At 64.1% G+C, this 22307-nt stretch carries 21 protein-coding genes; 14 read left to right on the forward strand and 7 right to left on the reverse strand.

Annotated elements, in window-relative coordinates; translation table 11 throughout:
• Positions 1–92: 92 nt before the first annotated feature.
• Complete coding sequence (locus tag OW521_RS14805; protein WP_265978884.1) at positions 93–269, forward strand: hypothetical protein; 177 nt, start codon at positions 93–95, stop codon at positions 267–269.
• A gap of 115 nt (positions 270–384) precedes the next feature.
• Here the strand turns inward: OW521_RS14805 and OW521_RS14810 are convergent, their stop codons facing one another.
• Positions 385–1086 carry a DUF2510 domain-containing protein gene (locus OW521_RS14810; RefSeq protein WP_268020385.1) on the reverse strand — a complete coding sequence of 234 codons (702 nt, stop codon included), beginning with the start codon at positions 1084–1086 and terminating at the stop codon, positions 385–387.
• Between the two features lie 40 nt (positions 1087–1126).
• The gene (locus OW521_RS14815; RefSeq protein ID WP_268020386.1) at positions 1127–2512 is read right to left on the reverse strand and encodes an 8-oxoguanine deaminase; all 1386 of its coding nucleotides are present in this window, start codon (positions 2510–2512) and stop codon (positions 1127–1129) included.
• 389 nt (positions 2513–2901) lie between these two features.
• Between OW521_RS14815 and OW521_RS14820 the strand changes: the two genes are divergently transcribed.
• From OW521_RS14820 to OW521_RS24410, 6 genes are all read left to right on the forward strand, one after another.
• On the forward strand, positions 2902–3396 hold the full coding sequence (locus OW521_RS14820) for a nucleoside deaminase (RefSeq protein ID WP_268020388.1): 495 nt from the start codon (positions 2902–2904) through the stop codon (positions 3394–3396).
• A gap of 15 nt (positions 3397–3411) precedes the next feature.
• Positions 3412–4980: an NCS2 family permease gene (locus tag OW521_RS14825; protein WP_442781275.1), complete on the forward strand. Its 1569-nt coding sequence runs from the start codon at positions 3412–3414 to the stop codon at positions 4978–4980.
• Between the two features lie 291 nt (positions 4981–5271).
• Positions 5272–6510 (forward strand): XdhC family protein, encoded by a 1239-nt coding sequence (locus OW521_RS14830; RefSeq protein WP_268020390.1) that lies wholly within the window; start codon positions 5272–5274, stop codon positions 6508–6510.
• Entirely contained in the window at positions 6501–7460 is a 960-nt protein-coding gene (locus tag OW521_RS14835) for an FAD binding domain-containing protein (protein ID WP_268020391.1), read from the forward strand. The genes OW521_RS14830 and OW521_RS14835 overlap by 10 nt, the downstream gene beginning before the upstream one ends.
• Positions 7461–7462: 2 nt before the next feature.
• On the forward strand, positions 7463–9343 hold the full coding sequence (locus OW521_RS14840; RefSeq protein WP_442781158.1) for a molybdopterin-dependent oxidoreductase: 1881 nt from the start codon (positions 7463–7465) through the stop codon (positions 9341–9343).
• Positions 9229–10266: a xanthine dehydrogenase family protein molybdopterin-binding subunit gene (locus tag OW521_RS24410; protein WP_442781159.1), complete on the forward strand. Its 1038-nt coding sequence runs from the start codon at positions 9229–9231 to the stop codon at positions 10264–10266. Before OW521_RS14840 ends, OW521_RS24410 begins: the two co-directional genes overlap by 115 nt.
• Before the next feature lie 67 nt (positions 10267–10333).
• Here the strand turns inward: OW521_RS24410 and nboR are convergent, their stop codons facing one another.
• A complete protein-coding gene (gene nboR, locus OW521_RS14845; RefSeq protein ID WP_268020392.1) occupies positions 10334–10963 on the reverse strand; it encodes a nicotine blue oxidoreductase in 630 nt (209 codons plus the stop codon).
• A 207-nt stretch (positions 10964–11170) separates the two neighbouring features.
• Here nboR and OW521_RS14850 point away from each other — a divergent pair, with 207 nt between their 5' ends.
• Entirely contained in the window at positions 11171–12493 is a 1323-nt protein-coding gene (locus OW521_RS14850; RefSeq protein ID WP_268020393.1) for a M23 family metallopeptidase, read from the forward strand.
• 38 nt (positions 12494–12531) lie between these two features.
• Here the strand turns inward: OW521_RS14850 and OW521_RS14855 are convergent, their stop codons facing one another.
• Complete coding sequence (locus OW521_RS14855; RefSeq protein WP_268020395.1) at positions 12532–12966, reverse strand: SRPBCC family protein; 435 nt, start codon at positions 12964–12966, stop codon at positions 12532–12534.
• 888 nt (positions 12967–13854) lie between these two features.
• On the opposite strand from OW521_RS14855, the gene OW521_RS14860 reads away from it, so the two are divergent.
• The 3 genes from OW521_RS14860 to OW521_RS14870 all read left to right on the forward strand — a co-directional run bounded on the left by OW521_RS14860 (position 13855) and on the right by OW521_RS14870 (position 16209).
• Positions 13855–14064: a DUF1508 domain-containing protein gene (locus OW521_RS14860; protein WP_268020396.1), complete on the forward strand. Its 210-nt coding sequence runs from the start codon at positions 13855–13857 to the stop codon at positions 14062–14064.
• Between the two features lie 1038 nt (positions 14065–15102).
• On the forward strand, positions 15103–15765 hold the full coding sequence (locus OW521_RS14865; RefSeq protein ID WP_268025898.1) for an MFS transporter: 663 nt from the start codon (positions 15103–15105) through the stop codon (positions 15763–15765).
• A gap of 201 nt (positions 15766–15966) precedes the next feature.
• Complete coding sequence (locus OW521_RS14870; RefSeq protein WP_268020397.1) at positions 15967–16209, forward strand: hypothetical protein; 243 nt, start codon at positions 15967–15969, stop codon at positions 16207–16209.
• A gap of 173 nt (positions 16210–16382) precedes the next feature.
• On the opposite strand, the gene pepE is transcribed toward OW521_RS14870, so the two are convergent.
• Both pepE and OW521_RS14880 read right to left on the reverse strand, forming a co-directional pair.
• The gene (gene pepE / locus OW521_RS14875; RefSeq protein WP_268020398.1) at positions 16383–17171 is read right to left on the reverse strand and encodes a dipeptidase PepE; all 789 of its coding nucleotides are present in this window, start codon (positions 17169–17171) and stop codon (positions 16383–16385) included.
• Positions 17172–17175: 4 nt separating this feature from the next.
• The gene (locus OW521_RS14880; protein ID WP_268020399.1) at positions 17176–18042 is read right to left on the reverse strand and encodes an IclR family transcriptional regulator; all 867 of its coding nucleotides are present in this window, start codon (positions 18040–18042) and stop codon (positions 17176–17178) included.
• A 194-nt stretch (positions 18043–18236) separates the two neighbouring features.
• Between OW521_RS14880 and OW521_RS14885 the strand changes: the two genes are divergently transcribed.
• From OW521_RS14885 to OW521_RS14895, 3 genes are all read left to right on the forward strand, one after another.
• Positions 18237–18953: an AroM family protein gene (locus OW521_RS14885; RefSeq protein ID WP_268020400.1), complete on the forward strand. Its 717-nt coding sequence runs from the start codon at positions 18237–18239 to the stop codon at positions 18951–18953.
• 85 nt (positions 18954–19038) lie between these two features.
• Positions 19039–19998: a DUF1177 domain-containing protein gene (locus OW521_RS14890; protein WP_268020401.1), complete on the forward strand. Its 960-nt coding sequence runs from the start codon at positions 19039–19041 to the stop codon at positions 19996–19998.
• A 51-nt stretch (positions 19999–20049) separates the two neighbouring features.
• The gene (locus OW521_RS14895) at positions 20050–21693 is read left to right on the forward strand and encodes an OPT/YSL family transporter (RefSeq protein ID WP_268020402.1); all 1644 of its coding nucleotides are present in this window, start codon (positions 20050–20052) and stop codon (positions 21691–21693) included.
• A gap of 101 nt (positions 21694–21794) precedes the next feature.
• Here the strand turns inward: OW521_RS14895 and OW521_RS14900 are convergent, their stop codons facing one another.
• Entirely contained in the window at positions 21795–22190 is a 396-nt protein-coding gene (locus OW521_RS14900; protein WP_268020403.1) for a hypothetical protein, read from the reverse strand.
• Between the last annotated feature and the right edge of the window lie 117 nt (positions 22191–22307).

Raw genomic sequence — 22307 nt, forward strand, 5'->3', positions numbered from 1 at the left:
ATGTTTTCCAAGATGCGGAAGCTGGCGAGACCTGACGAAGGGTCCAGAGCGCATCCTCACGGAGAACTTGAGCGCATGAAATAGGAGGACAGATGGACTCGCAGGATAAGAAGAACGTCGTGGAATTCCCGGCGCCCGGCCAGGAGCTGTACCTGCCGTTCGGCGCTACGGATCCTGACTTCTACATTCCGGCCGACTGTGACCGCATGCCCGGGACATTTTCCCGTTGGCTGCGCGCCCTTCCGGTATTCGGCCGGCAGCGTTCCTAGGGCTCCTGCCCCTGGGGATGAAGGACTCTGCGCAACAGAGCCAAAAGGCGGGTGGCACCTGGGGAGGTGCCGCCCGCCACTTTGTGTATCTAGAAACGGTGCGTGTTCGGGGAGCCTACATCGGTAGGGTGCTGGCTATGCTCGAAAAGATCACGCCCGCTTTGATGCCCACCACAATGAAGCTCAGTGCAGTGACGCCAATCAATGCCCAGATCGGAGCAAGTCCGCGCTGCGGTGCAACCTTATGGACGATCACGGACCGACCAACCACGTAGACCCCGGCGCCCAAGAATGCCCATGCCCAGTGGAAGGGGCGCACCACGCCGTCCTTCTGCAGCTTTTGCCAGTCGAGGTAGGACAGGAGAACGCTGACCCCGTAGATGAGCCAACCCGAAGCGATGAGCAGAAAATATGGAACGCTGAACATCGAGGTCGGATCGAGGGTTGGTACGCGCCTGGCGCCCACGTACCGCAGGTGGAAGACCGGATTCCAGACGAGCAGGACGATCAACGAGATCACCGGCAGGAGCGTGACCAACCAAATGAACGGGTTGTAGACCGGGGTCTGCGCGCTGATTTCCGGGCGCGGAGCGGGCCGTGGCGGACCGATGTATTGCCCGGGCTGTGCCGCTGCCGGCCACGGGGCTCCCGCCGGCGCCGCCTGGCCCGGCGCAGCCTGTGCAGTTCCGGCCTGGCCCGGTGGGTTCCACGCGGTTCCAGTCCAAGCATTACCGTCCCACCACCGTAGCTGCCCGGAGCCCGAGGGGTCTGGGTACCAACCTGGAGGAGTCGGCGTGTTGTGCTGGGGGACGGTCATGATGTGCCTCCTGATCTACGACCTAATCGAGAGGCTACTCCTAACCCCTGATGATTTTCTGTGCGGCGGCTGAATGTTTGGCAATAAGTTCCGGGATGTCCAGCTCCGGGATCTGTCCGTCCACAACGCGCCACTGGCCGGCCACCATGACGCGGTCGGCGCGATCCGCTGCGCAGAGCAACAATGCCGCGATGGGATCATGGCTGCCGGAGAAGCGCAGCCCGTCTGGCTTGAACAAGGCAAGGTCTGCCTGCATCCCGGGAGCAATCTGGCCGATGTCGGTGCGGCCCAGCGCTGCCGCCGATCCGCGCGTCGCCCAGCCGAGGGCGCGCTCCACGGGGATATCCGCACCGTAGCGCAGCCGCTGGAGATACAACGCTTGCCGCGCTTCGAGGATCATGTTGGAGGCGTCGTTCGACGCCGAGCCGTCCACTCCCAGCCCAACGGGAACCCCGGCGGCCTCGAGTTCCAGCACCCGCGCGGTGCCGGACGCGAGCCGCATGTTCGACGTCGGGCAGTGCGCGACGGCGGTGCCCGCGGCACCCAACCGGGCGATCTCGTCGTCGTCGAAATGGATGCCGTGGCCAAGCCAAGTGCGCTTTCCGAGCCAGCCGACGCTGTCCAGATAATCCACGGTGCGCAGCCCGAACATCTCGCGGCAGAAATCTTCCTCGTCGATGGTTTCGGCGAGGTGGGTGTGTAGCCTGACGTCCAGCCGTTCGGCCATGGCGGCGCTTTCGGCCATGAGCTCCCGCGTCACCGAGAACGGCGAACAGGGAGCCAATGCAATCTGGATGACCGCGCCGTCTCCCCGTTCGTGATACTTCCCGATCAGCCGTTCGCTGTCCGAAAGGATCACCTCCGGGCGCTGCACGGTGGACCGCGGCGGCAGGCCGCCGTCGTCCTCGCCCAGCGTCATCGACCCGCGGGTGAGCGTGGCGCGCATGCCGAGTTCGCGTACGACGCCGGCCTCGACGTCGATCGCGTCCTCAAGTCCCGCGGGAAAGAGGTAGTGGTGGTCGGCTGCCGTGGTGCAGCCGGACAGCAGGAGTTCTGCGAGCGCAACTTTCACGGCAAGCTCGAGGCTGTCCGGGGTGAGGCGCGCCCACACGGGGTAGAGGTTCTGCAGCCACGGGAACAGGGGAGCGTTGGCCGCCGGACCCCAGGCGCGCGTGAGCGTTTGGTAGAAGTGGTGGTGCGTGTTGATGAGCCCGGGCAACAGGACGTGGCTGCGGGCGTCGAAGACTCGATCGCAGGGTGCGGAAGGTTGCTTTCCTGCCGGAACGAGCTCGGCGATTTTCCCGTCGCTGACCACGATGCCGCCGCCGGCGTCGAGCCCGTTGGCGGTGAACACTGCGAGAGGCTTCTTGATCCAGAGTCTGGATGGTGTTGGGCCTGCCGGCTGGAAATCGGGTTTCGGAGACACTGGAATCCTTGTCTGGTCGGCGTGGTTGCGTTCCAGCTCAGTGGGTCCTGTCTGCTGATCCAGGTCCCGGCGGGCGTGCCCTGCCGGTGGCACCCAGCGTAGGACTCCACGCTGAAGCGAGTCAATGTGACCGACGCCCCAACCCGGCCCAGCGCCCGGCCAAACGGCCGAATTTCACATGTCGAAACTTTTTTTCCAGAAACTATGGCGCGGCTCACATCTCCGGTGCTAATCTCAATTTGCCAAAGGCGGGCACCCGGACTCCGGGAAGCTATCTACCAGGCGAAACCTTCAAAAGCACATGCTGAAGCCTGGTAATCGCAGCACTGGTCTGTCATGTTCAGATGCCTCCCTGGTTACAGGCTTCCTCAGCACTAAGGAAGTCGCACATGAGTACCACCGTCACGGCCGAACATTTCTTGGCCACCTCCATTGAGCTGGCAACAGCCAATGTCCTCAACAGCGGCGGGCCGTTCGGCGCCGTCATTGTCACCGCGGATGGCCGCGCCTTCGAAGGCGTCAACCGGGTCACCGCAACCAACGACCCCACGGCCCACGCCGAGGTCACAGCCATCCGCAATGCCTGCCGCGAGCTCGGTACCTTCGATCTCAGCGGAGCCACCCTCTACACGAGCTGCGAGCCATGCCCCATGTGCCTGGCCTCGGCTCTCTGGGCGCGCATCGGCAACGTGGTTTTCGCAGCAGACCGGCACGACGCCGCCTCCGTTGGCTTCGACGACGCCGTCTTCTACGAGTACTTCGAGAACGAAGACCGGGACAAGCTCATGCCGGTCACCAAGCTGGAACTGGGCGACCCCCAGGCGCCGGCCATCCTGGAACCGTTCAACACCTGGAACACGCTTGACTCCAGGATTGACTACTAGGGCCCGGTGGCTGAAATGACAATCCTGGACCCCGCAGATGTGCGAACAGCAACTGAAAAGCAGGCTGCGCCCTTGGGCGCAGGGCAGACAGCGGCAAGCGAAAAGCACACGGCAACCGGACTGGTGCGGGGCAGCAGCCCCAGGCCACCGGCGTCGAACTCCTTCCTGGATGGTTTCTTCCAGATCACCAAGCGTGGCTCCACGCTGGCCCGCGAATTCCGCGGCGGCATTGTCACGTTCTTCACGATGGCCTACATCGTCATCCTCAACCCCCTGATCCTGGGCGGTTTCTCTGCCCAGAACGCACCCACGGACGTGGCCGGCGGCTGGTTGTCGGCAGCGCAGGTGGGGGCCGTCACCGGCCTGACCGCCGGCGTCATGACGGTCCTCTTCGGCCTCATCGCGAACCTGCCGTTCGGGCTCGCTGCGGGCTTGGGAATCAACTCGTTCCTGGCAGTCGCCGTCATCCATGAAGTCACTTGGCCGGAAGCCATGGGCCTGGTGGTCATCAACGGCATCCTGATTGTCCTGTTCGGCGCCACGGGTGCGCGGACCGCGATCTTCAAGGCTGTCCCCAAGGAACTCAAGGCCGCCATCACCGTTGGCATCGGCCTGTTCATCGCCTTCATCGGCTTCGTCGACTCCGGCTTCGTCCGCGCCACAAAAGGTGGACCGCCGGTACAGCTCGGCACGGATGGTTCCATCACCTCCATCCCCACGCTTGTATTCATTGTCGGTCTGCTGGTCATGGGGATCCTCGTGGCCCGCAAGATCCAGGGCGGCCTCCTGATCGGAATCGTCGCCACCACGGTCCTCGCCGCCGTCGTCGAGGCCGTCATGCACATCGGGCCTGGCAGTGCCGCCAATCCCGGTGGCTGGCACCTCAACACCCCGGTACTGTCCGGCCAACTGGTTTCCGCCCCGGACTTCAGCCTGGTGGGCCACTTCGACCTCTTCGGTTCGTTCTCGAGGATCGGTGGCCTGGCGGCCACGATGCTGGTGTTCACCCTGGTGTTCACCAACTTCTTCGACGCCATGGGCACCATGACCGGCCTCGCCAAGAGTGCAGGCGTGGCGTACAAGGACGGGACTTTCCCCAAGCTCAAGTCGGCCTTCATCGTCGAAGGCCTGGGCGCGGTAGCCGGCGGCGCGACGTCCGGTTCGTCCAACACCGTGTACATCGACTCCGCTGCCGGCATTGGCGAAGGCGCCCGCACCGGCCTGGCGTCGGTGGTCACTGGACTGCTGTTCCTGGGCTCGATGTTCCTGACCCCGCTCACCAGCGTGGTTCCGCTGGAGGTCGCAGCCTCGGCGCTGGTGGTGGTGGGAGCCATGATGATGGCGCAGATTCGCGAGATCAAGTTCTCCAAGTTCTCCGTGGCCCTGCCCGCCTTCCTGACCATCGTCACCATGCCGCTGACATACTCCATCGCCAACGGCATCGGCGTCGGGTTCATCTCCTGGGCCGTGATCCATGCGGCATCGGGGAAGGGCAAGAAGGTCCATCCGCTCATGTGGGTGGTGACCGTGGGCTTCCTGATCTACTTTGCCCGCGGGCCGATCAGCGCGCTGATGGGAGCGTAGCCGGCCATTGAGACGGCGGTCCGGCCGCAAGTCACCGCAATGAATAGGCGTCCGCCGATCGTCCTCCACCCGCATAGCGCGGACGACGACGGCGGGCGGCGGTGAGGTGCGGCCGCTCCGCTAAGGACCGGGGTGGGAAATGAGAGGCCCACCCCGGTCCTCTTCACGCAAAGGGTCGCCTGTTTACCCGAAGCTCTCCTGTACAGACGCAAGGAATGAGAATATGAGGCAAGATCGCACACTGCCCCGGACGGGTCTCCGGTCCGGGACCTCGGTAAAGGAAGTGTTGCCATGCTGGATTTGATGCCTTCGCTGGGCACCTGGCGGCCCGCGGTCTCTGGCGAGCGATGCGCAGTCGCCACCATCGTGGCCGCCGGAGGCTCCGTGCCCCGGCCCCTTGGCACGTCCATGCTGGTTTCCGAACACGGCGATGTCCTCGGCAGCCTCTCCGGAGGGTGCGTGGAAGGTGCCGTGGTGGAGGCCGCGCTTGAGGCAATGCACGACGGCGGCAGTCGCCTTGAATCGTTCGGCTACAGCGCCGAGGACGCGTTCGCCGTCGGGCTCACCTGTGGCGGCGAACTCGAAGTCCACATCCAGCCGACCGGGGCAGACGGGTTGGACTTGGCTGTCTTGAACGCCGCTGGCGGAGGGTTGAACACCGCGAGCGGCTGGCGGTCCTCCATGGCACTCATCCGAAGGCTCGATGGTGCAGGGGGCGCCGTCGTCGTTCCTGATCCGGTGGTCTTTTCCGCCGCGGGTTCGCGGGAACTCTCGGACCTCCTTGGCGGGGATGACGCCGTGATCCGCGCGGCCGCAGCCCAGCTCGAGCCCCTCTTGCGTGGTGGCCGCGCAAGGCTGGTCCGGCTGGCGCCGGCCGAAGGCTGCGGGACCGTACCGGAACCCGAACCAATTACCCTCTTCGTGGAAAGCCGCTTGCCCGCGGCCCGCATGCTCATCTTTGGCGCCAACGATTTCGGCGCCGCGCTGCTCCCTGCCGGGAAACTCCTGGGCTACAACGTCACTTTGTGCGATGCCCGTCCTGCGTTTTCGAGCCAGGGCCGTTTCCTCGCTGCAGACCACCTCGTCACGGATTGGCCGCATCGCTACCTTGCCGCCGAGTCAGCCGCCGGCCGGATCGATTCCCGCACGGTGGTGTGCGTGCTGACCCACGATCCCAAGTTCGATATTCCCCTGCTGGAAACCGCCCTTGCTTTGGATCTTGCCTACGTGGGCGCCATGGGTTCCAGGCGCAGCCACCGGCAGCGGATCGACGGACTGTTGGCCAAAGGCACCCAGGCTGAGGCGCTCGAACGGCTTCATTCGCCCATTGGGCTGGACCTTGGCGCGGTCACCCCGGCTGAAGTTGCAGTGTCCATTACGGCCGAGATCCTCGCGTCCCGCGCGCCCCAAGCCACGTCCGGCTGGGGTTCGCTCAAAGACGGCACAGGACCGATCCATCACAGCGCCCCCGAAGCCCGTACCCCCGATCACGGCACTCTCGAACACAGCAAGGTGACCCCATGGACATGAACACCATCGAGTCCGTGGTTGCCACCACGGATCCAGGCCAGTGGCGCGACGGCGACGCCTGGCTTGCCGGCGGCACTGTCCTGTTCTCCTACGGCAGTCCGGTCGGCAGCGAAGAACCGCTCAAGCGCTTGCTCGACCTGGGCCAAGCAGGCTGGCGGTCCGTGACCGTGAGCGACGCCGGCATAGAGCTTGCCGCCACCTGCACCGTTGCGGAGCTCTACGCACTCCCGGTTTCGGACGCCGTGGCCGGCCGCAACTGGCCCGGTCTTGACGTTTTCCGCCCATGCTGCGACTCTTTCGTAGCTTCCTTCAAGGTGTGGAACATGTCCACCGTTGGCGGCAATGTGTGCACCTCTCTCCCCGCCGGCCCCATGATTTCGCTGTGCGCCGGCATGGACGCCACGGCGACAATCCTTGGCCGGCACGGCAGCAGCCGCACTGTCCCGGTGGCGGAGTTCGTCACTGGGGACGGGAAAAACTCCCTGGCACCTGGTGAGCTCCTCCGCAGTATCCAGCTGCCGGCGTCGGCTCTGTCAGCTCGGGTGGCCTTCCGTCGGCTCTCGCTGAGCAACCTCGGGCGATCGGGGGTACTGCTGATCGGAAGGCTCGACGCCGATGGGCGACTGGTCCTCACCGTCACCGCCGCCACCAAACGACCCGTGCAACTGCGGTTCGCCGCCGCGGAGGCGCCCGACGCAGGCCAGCTGGCCGCCGCCGTCGAGCATTCGATCCCTCCGGAGCTGTACCACGACGATATCCACGGGCTCCCGGAATGGCGGCGGGACATGACGTTTCGACTTGCGGAGGAGATCCGCGTGGAACTACTCGACCCGGCTGGACCCGGAGGGCCGTTTACGGTCTCGGGCGACTTCTGGCCACCGCATGCCACCTCACAACAACCGTCCACCCAGCCCGCTTTGAGGGACACAGCACAGCAGAAGGAGGCCTGAGCATGGCAATAGAGATCAACGGAACCGCCACCGAGGCCGCACCCCGCCCGGGCCAGTGCCTGCGGACATTCCTACGCGAACAGGGCAACTTCGGCGTCAAGAAGGGGTGCGACGGCGGCGACTGCGGCGCCTGCACCGTCCACGTGGACGGCACGCCCGTGCACAGTTGCATCTATCCGGCCTTGCGCGCCGAGGGGCATTCGGTCACTACTATCGAGGGGCTGTCCAGCGGGGGAGATCTGCATCCTGTGCAACAGCAGTTCCTGGAACACCAGGGCTTCCAATGTGGGTTCTGCACAGCCGGCATGATGATGACCGCCGCTACCTTCGACGACGAACAGAAGGCCAACCTCCCGCGCAGCCTCAAGGGAAATCTGTGCCGCTGCACCGGTTACCGCTCTATCGCGGACGCTGTGTGCGGCAGTCACACCCACGCTCCCGACGGCGGCGCGGCGGCTCAATCAAACGCGGGCCAGCTCGGCGACGACGTTCCCGCCCCTGCGGGTCGCGCCGTCGTCACGGGCTCCGCCCGCTACACGCTCGACGTCCCCGCGGAACAACTCCCCGGACTGCTGCACCTCAAGCTGTTGCGCTCGCCGCACGCGCACGCCCGGATTGTTTCGATCGACACGACGGCGGCCCTCCAGGTACCGGGAGTCGTTGCGGTGTTCACGCACGAGGACGCGCCGGCTCGGTTGTTCTCGACCGCCCAGCACGAGCTCTACACCGATGATCCCGACGACACCCGGGTCCTCGACAACGTGGTGCGATTCATCGGCCAGCGGGTTGCCGCCGTCGTTGCCGAATCGGTGGGCGCAGCCGAAGCCGGGGCGCGGGCCATCAAGGTGGAGTACGAACTCCTCGACGCCGTCTTCTCGCCACAAGAGGCGTTGCGGCCCGGCGCCCCCGCGATCCACGGGGAGAAGGACGCGGAGACGGCCCGGATTTCCCGCCCGCAGAACAACGTCGTGGCAGAGGTCCATTCCGAGCTGGGGAACGTGGAGGCTGGGTTTGCAATGGCCGATTTCATCCATGAAAACACGTACCAGACCCAACGGGTGCAGCATGTCGCGATGGAAACCCATTGCTCCATCGCGTGGCTGGAACCCTCTGAGGAGCCCGGGGAGGACAGGCTGGTGGTGCGTTCCTCGAGCCAGGTGCCGTTCCTTGCCCGGCGCACCCTGGCCCGAGTGTTCGATCTCCCGGAAGACCGCATCCGCGTGGTCGCTGGTCGGGTTGGCGGTGGGTTCGGCGGCAAGCAAGAAGTGCTCACCGAGGACCTCGTTGCCATGGCAGCCCTCAAGCTGCGCCGACCGGTGCAGGTGGAGTTCACCCGCACCGAGCAATTCACCGCCACCACCACGCGCCACCCCTTCACCATCAAGGTCAAGGCCGGGACTACCCGGGACGGGCACCTGACGGCGATGCAGCTGGACGTGGTCACCAACACGGGCGCGTATGGAAACCACGCGCCCGGAGTGATGTTCCACGGTTGCGGCGAATCCTTGGCCGTCTACAAATGCGCCAACAAGAAGGTGGATGCCCAGGCTGTTTACACCAACACTGTCCCGGCTGGCGCCTTCCGCGGCTACGGGCTGAGCCAGATGATCTTCGCGATCGAGTCCACCGTGGACGAGCTCGCCGTCGGAATCGGCATGGATCCCTTGGAATTCCGCCTCAGGAACATGGTCCGGCCGGGTGATGACATGCTTTCGACGAATCCGGAGCCGGAAGAGGACGTCTTCTACGGCAGTTACGGCCTGGACCAGTGCGTGGCTTTGGTCCGGGACGCCCTCGAGCGGGGGAGAAGCGCTACCAGGACGCGGGCCTCGACGACCTTGGCCCGGAGTGGGCCACCGGTGTCGGTTCCGCGCTGTCCATGATCGACACGGTTCCGCCTCGCGGCCACTTCGCCCACACTCGCCTTAGGCTCTTGCCGGACGGTACGTTCGACGCCGCCGTCGGGACCGCCGAATTCGGCAACGGCACCACCACGGTCCACGCCCAACTGGCCGCGACCGCGTTGTCCACCGCGGCGTCGACGGTGGCCGTGCGCCAGTCCGACACGGACCTCGTGGAGCACGATACAGGTGCCTTTGGCTCCGCGGGCACAGTTGTGGCCGGGCAGGCCACTTTGCTCGCGGCACAGGAGCTGGCCGTCCGGATTCGTGCTGCGGCGGCCGCGTTCGCCGCGGTTCCGGAGGCGGATTGCGTGCTCGAGGACGGTGCGGTGCGCTGCGGCTCGCAGGTCCTAACGCTCGCCGAGGTGTACGACGCCGCGCAGCAGCAGGGCGCGGAACTCGCCGCAGAGGGCCGCTGGGGTGGAACACCGCGTTCGGTCGCCTTCAACGTCCACGGATTCCGGGTCGCTGTGAACACCGGAACGGGGGAGCTGCGGATCCTGCAGAGCGTGCAAGCAGCCGATGCCGGCGTCGTGGTCAATCCGCGGCAGTGCCGCGGCCAGGTGGAAGGCGGAATCGCGCAGGCGCTCGGCGTTGCGCTGTATGAGGAAGTCCGCGTGAACGACGCCGGACGGGTCACCACGGACATCCTGCGGCAGTACCACATCCCGTCTTTTGCTGACGTGCCGCGCAGCGAGGTCTACTTCGCGAAAACGAACGATCAGATGGGGCCGCTCGGTGCGAAGTCCATGAGCGAGAGCCCGTTCAACCCCGTCGCGCCCGCACTGGCCAACGCCATCCGGAACGCTACGGGAGTGAGGTTCGCGGAACTCCCCATCGCTCGGGACAAGATCTACCTGGCGCTCAAGGACGCCGCCGCCCCCACCCAACTGGCTCGCATTTAATGCCGTTTTGAGCCCTCATTACGGCATCTACTGCTAGTCAGTTTGGGTGGCGGGTCGGCCGGGCCGGCTAGTCGGTCAGGAGGTGGAGCTGTGCCTTGGTATCCACGTCTGTTCCATCGGCGAGGTCGCTGCAGTCCACAACGTCCACCAGCCCCGGGTGGGCTTTGAGGAAACGGCGAGCTCCGGCGTCGCCCACGGCGGACTCGGCTGCCTCGGCGCGGAGGGCGGCGTCGATGATCAAGGGATGGCCACGCCGCAGCTTTGCGGGTGCACTGCCGTTGATGGCGTCCTCCGCGTACCCTGCGGCCGTCACGCGGCCGGGTCGGTGAGCGGCCAGCAGCCTGGCGACGACGCCGGGAGTCAGGCCGGGCTGGTCTACCAATGCCACGAGGACGTTGTGGCCATGGGCAGCCGCTGCGATACCTGTCCGGAATGAGCTGGCCATACCGGACGCCCACTCCGGATTGTCCACCACGAGGTATCCGTCCAGATCTGTGGTGCGGCGGACTTCCTCTGCTCCGGCACCGAGCACCACCACTACCTCGTGGCATCCGCCGTCGAGCAACGCCTTGGCGAGTAATTCCACCAAAGTGCGGCCGCGGAAGGGCAGCAGTGCCTTGGGGCCGAGGCCCAGGCGGGTCCCTGCGCCGCCGGCCAACAGTACGCCGGCGGTGGGCGTGAGGCTGGTGTCATTCATGGGTTCACCATATACATGGTGGCCTTGGGGTCTTGACACGGGCCGGGCTCGTCCGTGGATGCTCGGGCACTGTTCCTTCGCGGTCGTCCGCAATTCGTCCGAAATCCCTGTCATGATCTGAAGTCGGGGTGCTCTTAACCTTTGAAGCCCTTCTTTCAAGGGATCGAAGTGAACCTACCGACGGGTGCGCCTGTCTCAGGAGCCGCTGTGGGAAAGCATCATGAGTCTGGCCGGATCGTTGATCTGGTGCTCTCTGGAAAATTTGGCCGGGTCCTGTCGGCTTGCTTCCTGGCTGTCTTGGTGACGTTTGCTTTTGGCTTCCAGGGCCCGCGCCTGGGCGGGCCATCGGCCGGGGGATCGTTGGCCGCGGGCCAGGTGGAACCCGGCATGCTTCCCGCCGACGGCAGCACCTCCGGTGCGCCGGGGGCTGCGGTCCAAAGCCTGTCCTCGGCTCCTGTTCCTGCAGGTGAGAAGGCCACGGTGTCTTTTGAGCGCTCCCCGGTCCAGACCCTGGACAGGAACGGGGTCGGCAATCTCAACGTCGCGTCGAGTTCCCTTGACCGGCCTGCCGCCGGGAAACTCTACGCTCCGCTGGAGGTGCTGGTTCCGAGCTCTCCCTTCGGGTTGAGGATCGACCCTTTCACGGGCCTGCCCGGGGAGTTCCATTGGGGCCAGGATTTCGCCGCGGGCTGCGGCGCCCTCGTTTATGCGGCTGATTCCGGTGTGGTCCGCGCTGTGGGCTGGCATCCGTGGGGCGGCGGGAACCGGGTGGAGATCGATCATGGAAACGGGCTGGTCACCACGTACAACCATCTGCAGGGGGTCGCGGTGGCCAAGGGGCAGTCGGTCCGGGTGGGCGAGGTGATCGCCAGGGTGGGAACCACGGGGTCCTCGACGGGCTGTCACTTGCACTTTGAGACGATTCTCAACGGCGTCTATGCCAACCCGATGAACTGGTCTTTCTTGCCGACCAGGCAGGTTGACCGGCTCGGGGACCTTGCCATGGTCAGTTACCGGCCGGGTTCTGTAACGGCGGCCTCGGCGGGGTCTGTGTGGTCCGTCCCCGGCAGGCCCCCCGAGGAGTTAGTGACCGGCGGGGTGCAGGAGGCGAAGGTCGTGCCGCCGGGCCCGTCTGCTACGGCCACGGCGACCCCGACTGGGACACCCACCGGCAGTCCGACGGCGACGGCGACGCCGACGCCCAGCGTGACGCCGACGCCCAGCGTGACGCCGACAGCGACGCCGACCGGGTCACCCACCGCGACGCCGACAGCCAGCGTGACCCCAAAGCCCGGCGGGACGCCGACGCCGACGCCCACGCCCACCGTGACGCCGACAGCGACGCCGACCGGGTCACCCACCGCGACGCCGACAGCCAGCGTGACCCCAAAGCCCGGCGGGACGCCGACGCCGACGGGCATATCCGGCACCTCGGGGACAGGTGCCCTCGCGACCTGGTCGGGCGTTATGCCGGGCTGGCCGAGTTCGCCGGGGTCAGTGACACAGTCGCCGTCGCCGAAAGTCCAGTAGCCAGCCACACGATCGGGGATGGCAGCAATCGACATCTTCTAGTGAGATTCCAAGGCGGTCTTGAGGTTGTGAAGTTGGGCGACTTCGGCCAGCATCGTCCGCGTGATCGAGCGGTCGATGAGCTTCATGAGGCCTTTGGTCTTCAGGTCGAGTCCGAATTGAATTCTCGTGCCGTTCAGGACCTCGGCCAAATGAAAGACGCCAGCGGGGCGGGCGGGGCCGGCAATGACCTGGAATGCGAGGAGGGAGCCAGGTTCCGCGCGGGTGATTTCAAAGTCACCCTTGATTGGTCTGCCGCCTGGACCCGTGAGGGTCTGGCTGTAGATGGCTCCGACAGTTCCTGCGATCCCGCTTTCCAGGGCAATGCTTTGGATCCCATTCCTCCATTTGAGTTCGTTGAGCGGGTTGGCGATGAAGACGTAGACGTCACTGATCGGACGCTTAACGATGATCGTGTTCTCGGCGTGAGCCACGGGAGACCTTTCGTCCTTCGGGCTAAGTCTCTCTGAAAGAGCGGATGGGGCCCTGGAGCTGGTGTTTGAAAAAATGGTGTTGTAAAGAGGCGTGCGGCCGGGGTCTCAGATCCGACCGCACGCCTTGCGGGGATCCGTGGATCCCTGCGCATGCCCCGTGTGGTCGGATAAGCATGGGGTCCCCGACCGCCGTGGCACGGCCTGACACGCGCTCCACGGAGGACGGCTCCGTGGCGGAGCCCTAACAGGCCAGAGGCGCATTTCACACTTCTCTCGCATGCCAGGCACTATGTATGTGTCTTGAGTGCCCGAAACATGTCGCCAACCTGGCAAGACAAATTCCGGAGCCGCTAGGAGCCGATAGCTGCCTTTCCATGGGCAACTTAGACGTAATGAGCGCAGTCTTCTGTTTCAGGGTCGGACCACGAATGACCGGTGCTCGCCGCTAGACCAATGTCAGCGTTCCTCAAGATCGGTCTGAGCGCCCGGGGCGCCTGCAGGTCTGGAATGTCGTCTGGCCAGTTGATCCGGAGGTCGCGTGGACCTTGGTCAACCGCCGTGAAGACGAAGACTGGTTCTGCACGATCGCCCGCAAGTCGGTCGAATCATCGGCGACACGATTTCCAAAGTCTCGCTACTAAGCAAGTGGCGCACCTTCTCGGGTCTGCCGGTCACTGGTTTGCATGAAAGGAATTGAGAATGCCTAGTCAAATGGCACGACGCCGTTTTGCGTCCGGGCCAACATCACCGGGGGCGCGCAGTGGCAAGTAAGCGGCAAAAGCCCCTACAGCGCCACCAACATCGGCTGACCTGGAAATGATCGGACGCCATCGAGCCGCCCCCTGGATCACAGGGAAGAATAAGACCAGCGAACAAGGGAGTACCAAAATGGCCGCAAGATTCAATCTCCACTTTGACGCGGATGCCCGCGTGAGATTCCAACTTGTCACCGAAAGTGGAGATGAATTGCTCACCTCCAATGCTTTTGAGGACGAAGATGCGGCAATAGCAGGGATCTGGACTGTGCGCGAGGCCGCGGCCAACGGGCGCATCGTTGATCTCACAGAATTGGCGCCCGAAAACCACATCGCCAGCTAAGAACATTGCTCCTCCTATCCGCCGTCTAGACCTTTGCCTTCGCTTTCCCCGATGCGAATATTCCATTGGAGACATTGAACCCGTAGGGATACCGCCGCGCCACGTCGCGAAGCACGTTTGGCGGACATCACGAGGTGTGACGGGAGACGGAGCACGTCTTGGTGATTAGGAGCGTTTCGCCGCGACGGAATTGTCCGTCTGGTTTCCTTTTCAGGTCCCTCGCAGGGACCGGGCTCCGGTGATGGTTAGAGGTACGGGCGAATTTCGTCCGCGGAACTGACGCAGGGTGCCGAAAGATTTCCTGGGCCGTTGTGACACGATCCGGATCCTTTTGACACTTAGTAGGTGTCTGGCACGCGAGGCAAAGTTCTCCGCAGTCCTGTAGGGGGATTGCTGCGGCGGACCTCCCAGAGTGCATGCCAGGCCTTGGTCCGGCGGTGAGGGCTCCAGCGTCTCGATCCGTCAGGCCATGTTTGCCGGCACAGCGACCCGGCATCGCGGGCGGCTGGGACTGAGACTCCCGGCCGCCCGTTTCCCGTCAAAAAGGAGTGAACACTCCAGAGGATTCCGGAACGTGCCGGCAGGCAGGATCCACTTTCCCGTGGCTCCAGCGGTGGGCGATTGGGGAGAGCGGTCACATTCGGCGAAAAGGGCTTGGCTCTTGACCTGGGCGTTGCCGGAAAGTAATCTAACCCACATTCCTCATTGCGGATATATTATTCCACATTGCGGAATTTAGCGAACCGGCCATAAAAAAGTTAGTCGGACGATCCATCGATATTGGAGCATCATCGAAACGCACTCCACCGCTCAGCTGCCCTCGACCTTCGAGGAAAGAAGCCGTACGTTCAGGCGTATTGTTTTCCGGTTCATCCCGTTCCTTACCCTGGTCTGGTTCTTCGCGTGGATCGATCGGGTCAACATCGGCTTTGCCAAGTTGACCATGGTGGATGACCTGCACTGGACTGAGGTTGTTACGGGGCGGGTGCCGGCATCTTCTTCCTCGGGTACTTCTTCTTTGAAGTCCCCAGCAACCTCCTGCTCCAGAAGATCGGAGCACCCAAGACAATCATGCGCATCGCGTTGGGTTGGGGAGTTGTCTCGATCCTATTGGCCTTCGTCCGGGAGGAGTGGCAGTTTTACGCCCTCCGATTCCTTCAAGGAGCATTCGAAGCCGGACTCCAGCCCGGCGTCATACTCTTCCTGACCTTCTGGCTCCCCGCCCACCGCCGCGGCAAAGCCATGGCAATTTTCATGTCGGCCTCTGCGATGTCGCTGATGATCGGCTCCCCTATGGCCGGATTCATCATGGACAGCCTCAACGGCGTCCTTGATTTGGCTGGCTGGCAGTGGCTGTTCATCGTTGAAGGCATCCCTTCCGTAGTCGTGGGTTTCGCCGCCGTCTTCATCCTGACCAACAAACCGATCAACGCCAAATGGCTTTCCACCCAAGAGAAGGAGCACGTCGCCTTCGAACTAGCCGTCGAGAACACGACACTGGGCGACCGGGACCACAGCTTCTGGTCCTCCCTGTGCAAAGCCAGCACCTGGGTGCTGATCCTGACCTTCTTCTGCATTGTCGCCGGTGACGCCACATTGACGTTCTACGGCCCCAGCCTCGTAAAGCCGTCGGCATTACCGATATCACCACCCTGGGCTGGGTCCTGTCCGCCATCTACGCCTGCGGCTGGCTTGGCATGATCGGCAACGGCTGGCTCTCGGACCGCAACCACGAATCCCGATGGCACACGGCTGTGGCCGCAGGGGTCGGCGCGACTGGGCTGGTGCTGGCGGCCGTTTTCCTGAACCAGGGCAGCGCCCCCGGCGTGCCTCTCCTTGGCACTGTCAGCAGCCGGCACCATGGGCGCCATCCCCGTGTTTTGGAACCTCCCAGCCCGCTTAATGTCAGGCACAGCCCTCGTGGCCGGTCTCGCGGTCATCAACTCCATTGCCAACCTCGCCGGATACCTCGCTCCCCAGGTCCTCGGCGGCATCAAAGCCTCCACCGGAGACTACACAGGGGGCCTCTATCTAATCGCTGTCGTCGAATTCATGGCCGTCGGCCTGGTCCTGCTGTTCATCAAGAGACAGCAGAAGGTCAGGTTTGAAGATTCAAAGGATCAGGACCTGACCAGGATTCGATAGCGGCAGCATGACACGGGAAGCGAGGTCAGGGACCCCGATCTCGGCGTGGTTCGCGGGGGACGGTCTGACAACCGAAGTCTGGCCCGGGAGTTGCGGCCCTGCGGCCGCAGATCCGATGGAATGCCAAAGACCTCTTCCTTTCGGGCGGGCCCTGAACATTCCGTGACCCGTTCTTATAGAACCGGCCCATCCTGACCGGGTCCGGACAGACCTGCGTCGAATCGTGCAGGGACTTCGAAGAGCGCGCTAATATCGCCGGCTGTTTCCCGGGGCAGCGTGCCTTTGAGGAAGGTGATGGCCGGGCCGAGACCCGGGGTGACGGCGGTGCCGCCGACCATGGCCGTGAAGTTGGGTTCTCCCGCCGTGCCGGTGACCCGCAGGTGCGCTCCCTCTCTGAGGCCCAGGACCGGGACATCGTTTTCTTCGAGGAATTCGCTGAGCCTGGTTTCGCGGGTTTCCCCGGCATGGGTGCTGCCGGGGACCGCGTCCAGGTAGTGCGGGTTGATCTGGAACGGTACGAGGCCCAGGGTCGAGAAGCTTGGGGGTTCGACGATGGGCATGTCGTTGGTGGTGCGCAGCGTCGGAGAAGCGATGTTCGTTCCGGCGCTTGCTCCCATGTACCTGGTCCCGGACAGGGCCGCGGTCCGCAGGGGATCCATTAGTCCCTGCCGGTGCAGCTGTGAGACGAGCCGGAAGGTATTGCCTCCTCCCACAAAGACAGCATGGGCCTCGGCCAACTCGTACTCGGGCGAGTCGAACGTGTGCAGCCCGCGGGTACTCATGCCGTGGGCAGCCAGCGCTTCAGCTACTTTCGCGGTGTAGGTGTCGTGGTCCTGAAGGGCGTAGGGCACAAAGATGACTTCGGTGACCCCTTCCAGGAATTGTGCGACCTCGTCGCGAGCGTGGTCGAGGTAGCTCCTGTTGGCGTTGGTCGAGTTGGAAAACAGCAGAAGATCGAGCATGTGTTCAAGCTTTCGTTCGTGACCGGGTTTGGTTGGACAGGCTCTTGCCGTGGCGCCAGTTCCGTTGGGGTGCGGCCGTCTTGTTGGACAATAAGTCGGAGAGTTCCTGGGCTGCTGCCAGAAGTTGGGGCAGGAAGTCCATCAGGTCTGTGCCGTCCTGTTGGACCTTGCTTTCGGAGATGGACAAGGAACCCACCGGGCGATGCCCCAGAAGCACCGGAACGGCCAGTGCCCTGGTGGAGGGGTCATATTCACCTTGGGAGAAGGCGTAGCCGTCGGTGACTGTTTGATCAAACAGCGCTTCGAGGCGCTGCTCATCGACCTCGGTGTGTTCGGAGTATCTTGGGTGCGGCCTGCCTTGGAGCAGGTTCCGTCGCTCGGCGGGACTGAGGAACGCGAAATATGACCTCGAGGTGGCCCCGGCATGGGCCGGGTACAGGTCTCCGATCAGGGGGTTGGCCCGGAGGGGGCCGTGGAGACCGTCGATGGCTGCGATGCACCTGACGTAGGCCCCGTCGGGGATGGCGAACAACGTGGTCTTGGTGGTTTCCTGTGAAAGCCTGGTGAGGACGGTGTCGGCAAGCCGTGCCAGGCCCCCGGTTCGTTCCCACAGGGAAGCCATCCTCCACATGGCAGGCCCCAGACTGTATCGGCGGGTCCACGAGTCGGCGCGGAGAAACCCCTGGGCCGCGAGGGAGGCCAGGAGCCGCTGGGCGGAGGACTTGGTCAGTCCGAAGGTCTCGGCAAGTTCAAGAACTCCCCAGTCCGTGCGGAACTCATTGAAGGACAAGAGGATCCCCAGGGCGCGGTCAACAGTCTGGAGCGGGGACTGCGCATCGGCGCCTGGAAGGGGTTGCGGGGACGATGTCATGGGAAAAGCATAGGGGCCACCGGAGCCGAAAACGGCAAATTCCCGAATTTCCATCCCAAAGATAGATTCTACCTCCCAAATAGTGGGAATTGATTGTTTATGGTGAGCATCCCGTGGGCTAATTGAGGCAGTCCAAAATGTCGGGCAGATCACAGCCGGCAGCAAGCTACGGCGGGCGCCGGGAAAGGATTCAGATGAACGACGTACCACCACCTGCGGCCCCGGCCCGCACCGCACGGACCCTGGGCGTCATCACCATCGGGCAGACGCCGCGGACGGACCTCACCCCGGAACTCGCGGACCTTCTTCCTGGTGTGTGCATCGCTGAACGAGGCGCATTGGACGGGCTCTCGGCGTCGGAAATCGCCGAACTTGCTCCGGTATCCGGAGACCATGTCATGACGACGCGTCTGCGGGACGGGACGGCCGCCGTCGTCGGCCAGGAAGCTCTGGTGAGACGGGTCCAGGTGGCCATCCTGGACCTGCAGGGCGAAGTCGACGTGCTCCTGCTGGCATGCACAGGGACTTTCCCAGAGTTCATCCACCACAAACCACTGATTGAACCGGACCACGTCCTGGCCCACGTGCTGGCCGCCGTCGCCTCGCCGACCCGCTGTGTCGGCATCATCTGTCCTCTGGCCGAACAGGAGGAGGACGCGAAGGCCAAATACCGGGCCCTGCTGCCCGGGACGGTGGCACTCTCAACGGCGGCAGCCACCCCTTATTCCACGGACGTGGCATCCCTGGGGGTAGCCGCCAAACAACTCAGAGCCGACGGCGCCGAGATCATCGTTCTGGACTGCATCGGCTACACGGCACGGATGCGCTCCCTGGTCGTCGAAGCCAGCGGCCTGCCAGTGCTGCTGGCACGATCCGTCGCTGCACGCATCGCCGCTGAGCTGCTCGGCTAACCCAACCCAAAGAACCAGACACGGCGCCGGTGACCCCGGCGCCGCAATGAAACCTGCATTGACCCATAAAAAAGGAGCAAAAACAATGTCCTGGAAGCACGTGCTGGAATCCTTTGACCTGCTGGACAGCCCGGCAGCCAACGGCGAGGCGGTCAGGAATCTATGGCAGAACCACGGAGCCGATGATGTCTTCGTGGAAACCGTCGCCGGCCACGCCGGAGCCACGGACTTCGTCCGCGTTCTCATCCCGGGAACCAGAGGCAAGAGCGCCGGCGGCGCGGCGCCGACCCTCGGGATCATCGGCCGGCTCGGGGGACTGGGAGCCAGGCCTGAAAAGATCGGTTTTGTCTCCGACGGCGACGGCGCCCTGACAGTCGTGGCCGCCGCGGCCAAACTCCTGGAAATGGCCTCCCGCGGAGACCGGCTTGAGGGCGACGTCATCGTCAGCACTCATATCGACCCCGACGCCCCGACGCAACCCCACGACCCCGTCCCGTTCATGGGTTCCTCGATCGATATGTCGATCAACAACAAGTATGAAGTCACCCCGGACATGGACGCCATCATCTCCGTAGACACCACGAAGGGCAACCGCATCTGCAACCACCGCGGATTCGCCATCACCCCCACAATCAAAGAAGGGTGGATCCTGCGCGTGGCCGAGCCGCTGCTCGACATCGCCGAACAGACCTCCGGGATGGCGCCGGTGGTCCTGCCGATCACCATGCAGGACATCACCCCCTACGGCAACGACGTCTACCACATGAACTCCATCGTCCAGCCCTGCACCGCGACCACCGCGCCAGTCGTCGGGCTGGCCATCACCACCATCTCGGCCGTTCCCGGATCAGCCACCGGAGCGACCGACCTGGGCAGCGTCGAATCAGCCGTCAGGTTCGTCATCGAAACGGCCAAAGACTTCGGACGCGACAAGCTGGCGTTCTTCGACGACGAAGACTACGCACAGCTGACCGCCCGCTACGGGACCATGTCCAAGCTCCAGCACCTCGATCAAACACTCGCCGCAGCCACCACCCCGGCCTGAGCGGGAACCGCCCCACCCCCAACGATCCCTCCCACAGAAATCAGTCCTCCCATGGCACAGCCTCTCAATGTCAAAGACGACACCAAAGCACGCCACCCCAGGGCCTTTGAGCCCGTGACCCTGGTGGTCACCGTTCTCCTGAGCATCCTGGGCGCCGTCATCGGCCTGCACATGATCACCACCATCGGCATCTCCGCCAATACCTCCGTCATCGGCGCACTCATCGCCATGATCATCGGCCGGATCTCGTTCTTCGGGCTGGCCAAGATGCGCGACATCAACCGGCAAAACCTCGCGCAAAGTGCCATCTCCGGTGCCACCTTCGCCGCCGCAAATTCACTGCTCACACCCATCGCGGTCCCCTTCGCATTCGGCCGGACCGACCTGGTCGGTCCCATGCTCGTCGGCGCGTCAATGGGCCTGCTGATTGACGCCTGGATCCTGTACAAGAGCTTCGGGTCCAGATTCCTCCCCGCCGACGCAGCCTGGCCTCCCGGAGTGGCCGCCGCCGAAACCATCCTCGCCGGCGACAAAGGAGGCAAACGGGCGCTCCTCATGGCCGCCGGAGGCGCCATCGGCGTAGGAGCATCCTTCTTCGGACTGCCCATGTCCGCGGCCGGAGTCGCGCTGATCGGCAACGTATGGGCCTTGGGAATGTTTGCCGTCGGGCTCTTGGTGAGCCAATACGCTCCGGCGATTCTGCACTTCACCCTCTCCTCCATGTATGTCCCGCACGGGGTCATGATCGGCGCCGGAATCGTTGCCCTGGTCCAGGCGGTCCGCATCCTCCTGGACAAAAAATCCGCCAAAGACCGGCAGAAAGACCAGATCCTGGCCCGGGCCCGCGCCGCAGCACCGGAAGACCCATCCCTCGTCTCTACCGTCAGCGCCGGCAAGCTGCGCCGCACCTTCGCCTCCGGCTACGTCCTCTACGTCGCCGGCGCCCTGATCCTTGCCACGCTCGGTGGCATCTGGACCCAAATGTCCGTCCCCGCAGTGATCGCCTGGATCCTCTTCGCCGCTGTCGCCGCGATCGTCCACGAACTCATCGTCGGCCTCGCGGCCATGCACGCCGGCTGGTTCCCCGCCTTCGCCGTGACACTGATCTTCCTCGTCGCCGGCCTGCTGCTCCAGATCCCCGCCGTACCCCTGGCCCTCCTGGTCGGATACTGCGCCGCCACCGGCCCAGCGTTCGCCGACATGGGCTACGACCTCAAAGCAGGCTGGATCCTCCGCCGAGAAAACCGGCCGTACACGGCCTTCGAAATCGAGGGCCGCCGGCAGCAATTGCTCTCCGCCATGATCGGCTTCACTGTCGCCATCGGCCTCGTCGCTCTGCTCTGGAACACCTATTTCACCGCCGGACACCTCCCGCCCGCCGCCATGGTCTACGCGGACACCATCAAAGCCGGCCTGACAAACCCTGACGTCATCCGCAACCTCATCCTCTGGGCCATCCCCGGAGCCATCATCCAGATCATCGGCGGGGCCAAACGCCAAATGGGCGTCCTGCTCGCAACAGGACTGCTCATCGGAACCCCCAACGCCGGCTGGCTCGTCCTCGCAGCCCTGCTCTTCCGCTTCATCTGGACCAAATACCGGCCGCAAAACGGAGAAACCGAAGTGTCCCTCATCGGAGCAGGCCTGATCGCCGGCGACTCTATCTATTCCGTTGGCCAGATCTTCAAAGGCTAAACAGCCCACGATTTGTCTCCGCTGTCACTGCCGGGACAATGACTTCAAGGTCAACGAAGGCGGCTGCGAACAAGGTTCGCAGCCGCCTTCGCCGTCCCCGGTCAAGCTGCCTGCAGTTTGTTCAAACACCGAACGTAGCCGTTCATTACCGATTCGAAGTCAAGCAACTGCGGTTGGATAGTAGTTGCCAAGAGACCATCGCCGGAATCTTCCTTGCAAAGCAGAGGTTCACAACTGTTCCCTGATGCGGAGAACGTTGCGATGCCCCATGGATGGGTTGCGCATGTCACAGCGATCCCGGCAGCGTCGAATGTATCGGCCAGGACTTTGGTGGCAACGGTCTGCCAGGAGTGCAGGAGCGCGTCCTTCATGCGCTCCGCGAAATCCGTGTCTTGGCTCTTGCGGGCGAGCGTCAGCGCGGCCGAAAGATCGTCCCACTCCTGTGCCGGGCGAACAAGAAGGTGTCCACTCCGGATCTGGGCATTCATCTCATTCAACGACAACACTTGTCAACGGCAACTTAGAAGTGACCGGTGGCGGCATGTTGGTTTGACCGCTGGCGGCAAGTGATTGACCGGTCGCGGCAAGTATTTTTGGACAGGGTCAGGCGCCCC

The organism is Arthrobacter sp. MMS18-M83, assembly GCF_026683955.1.
Taxonomy (GTDB): Bacteria; Actinomycetota; Actinomycetes; order Actinomycetales; family Micrococcaceae; genus Arthrobacter.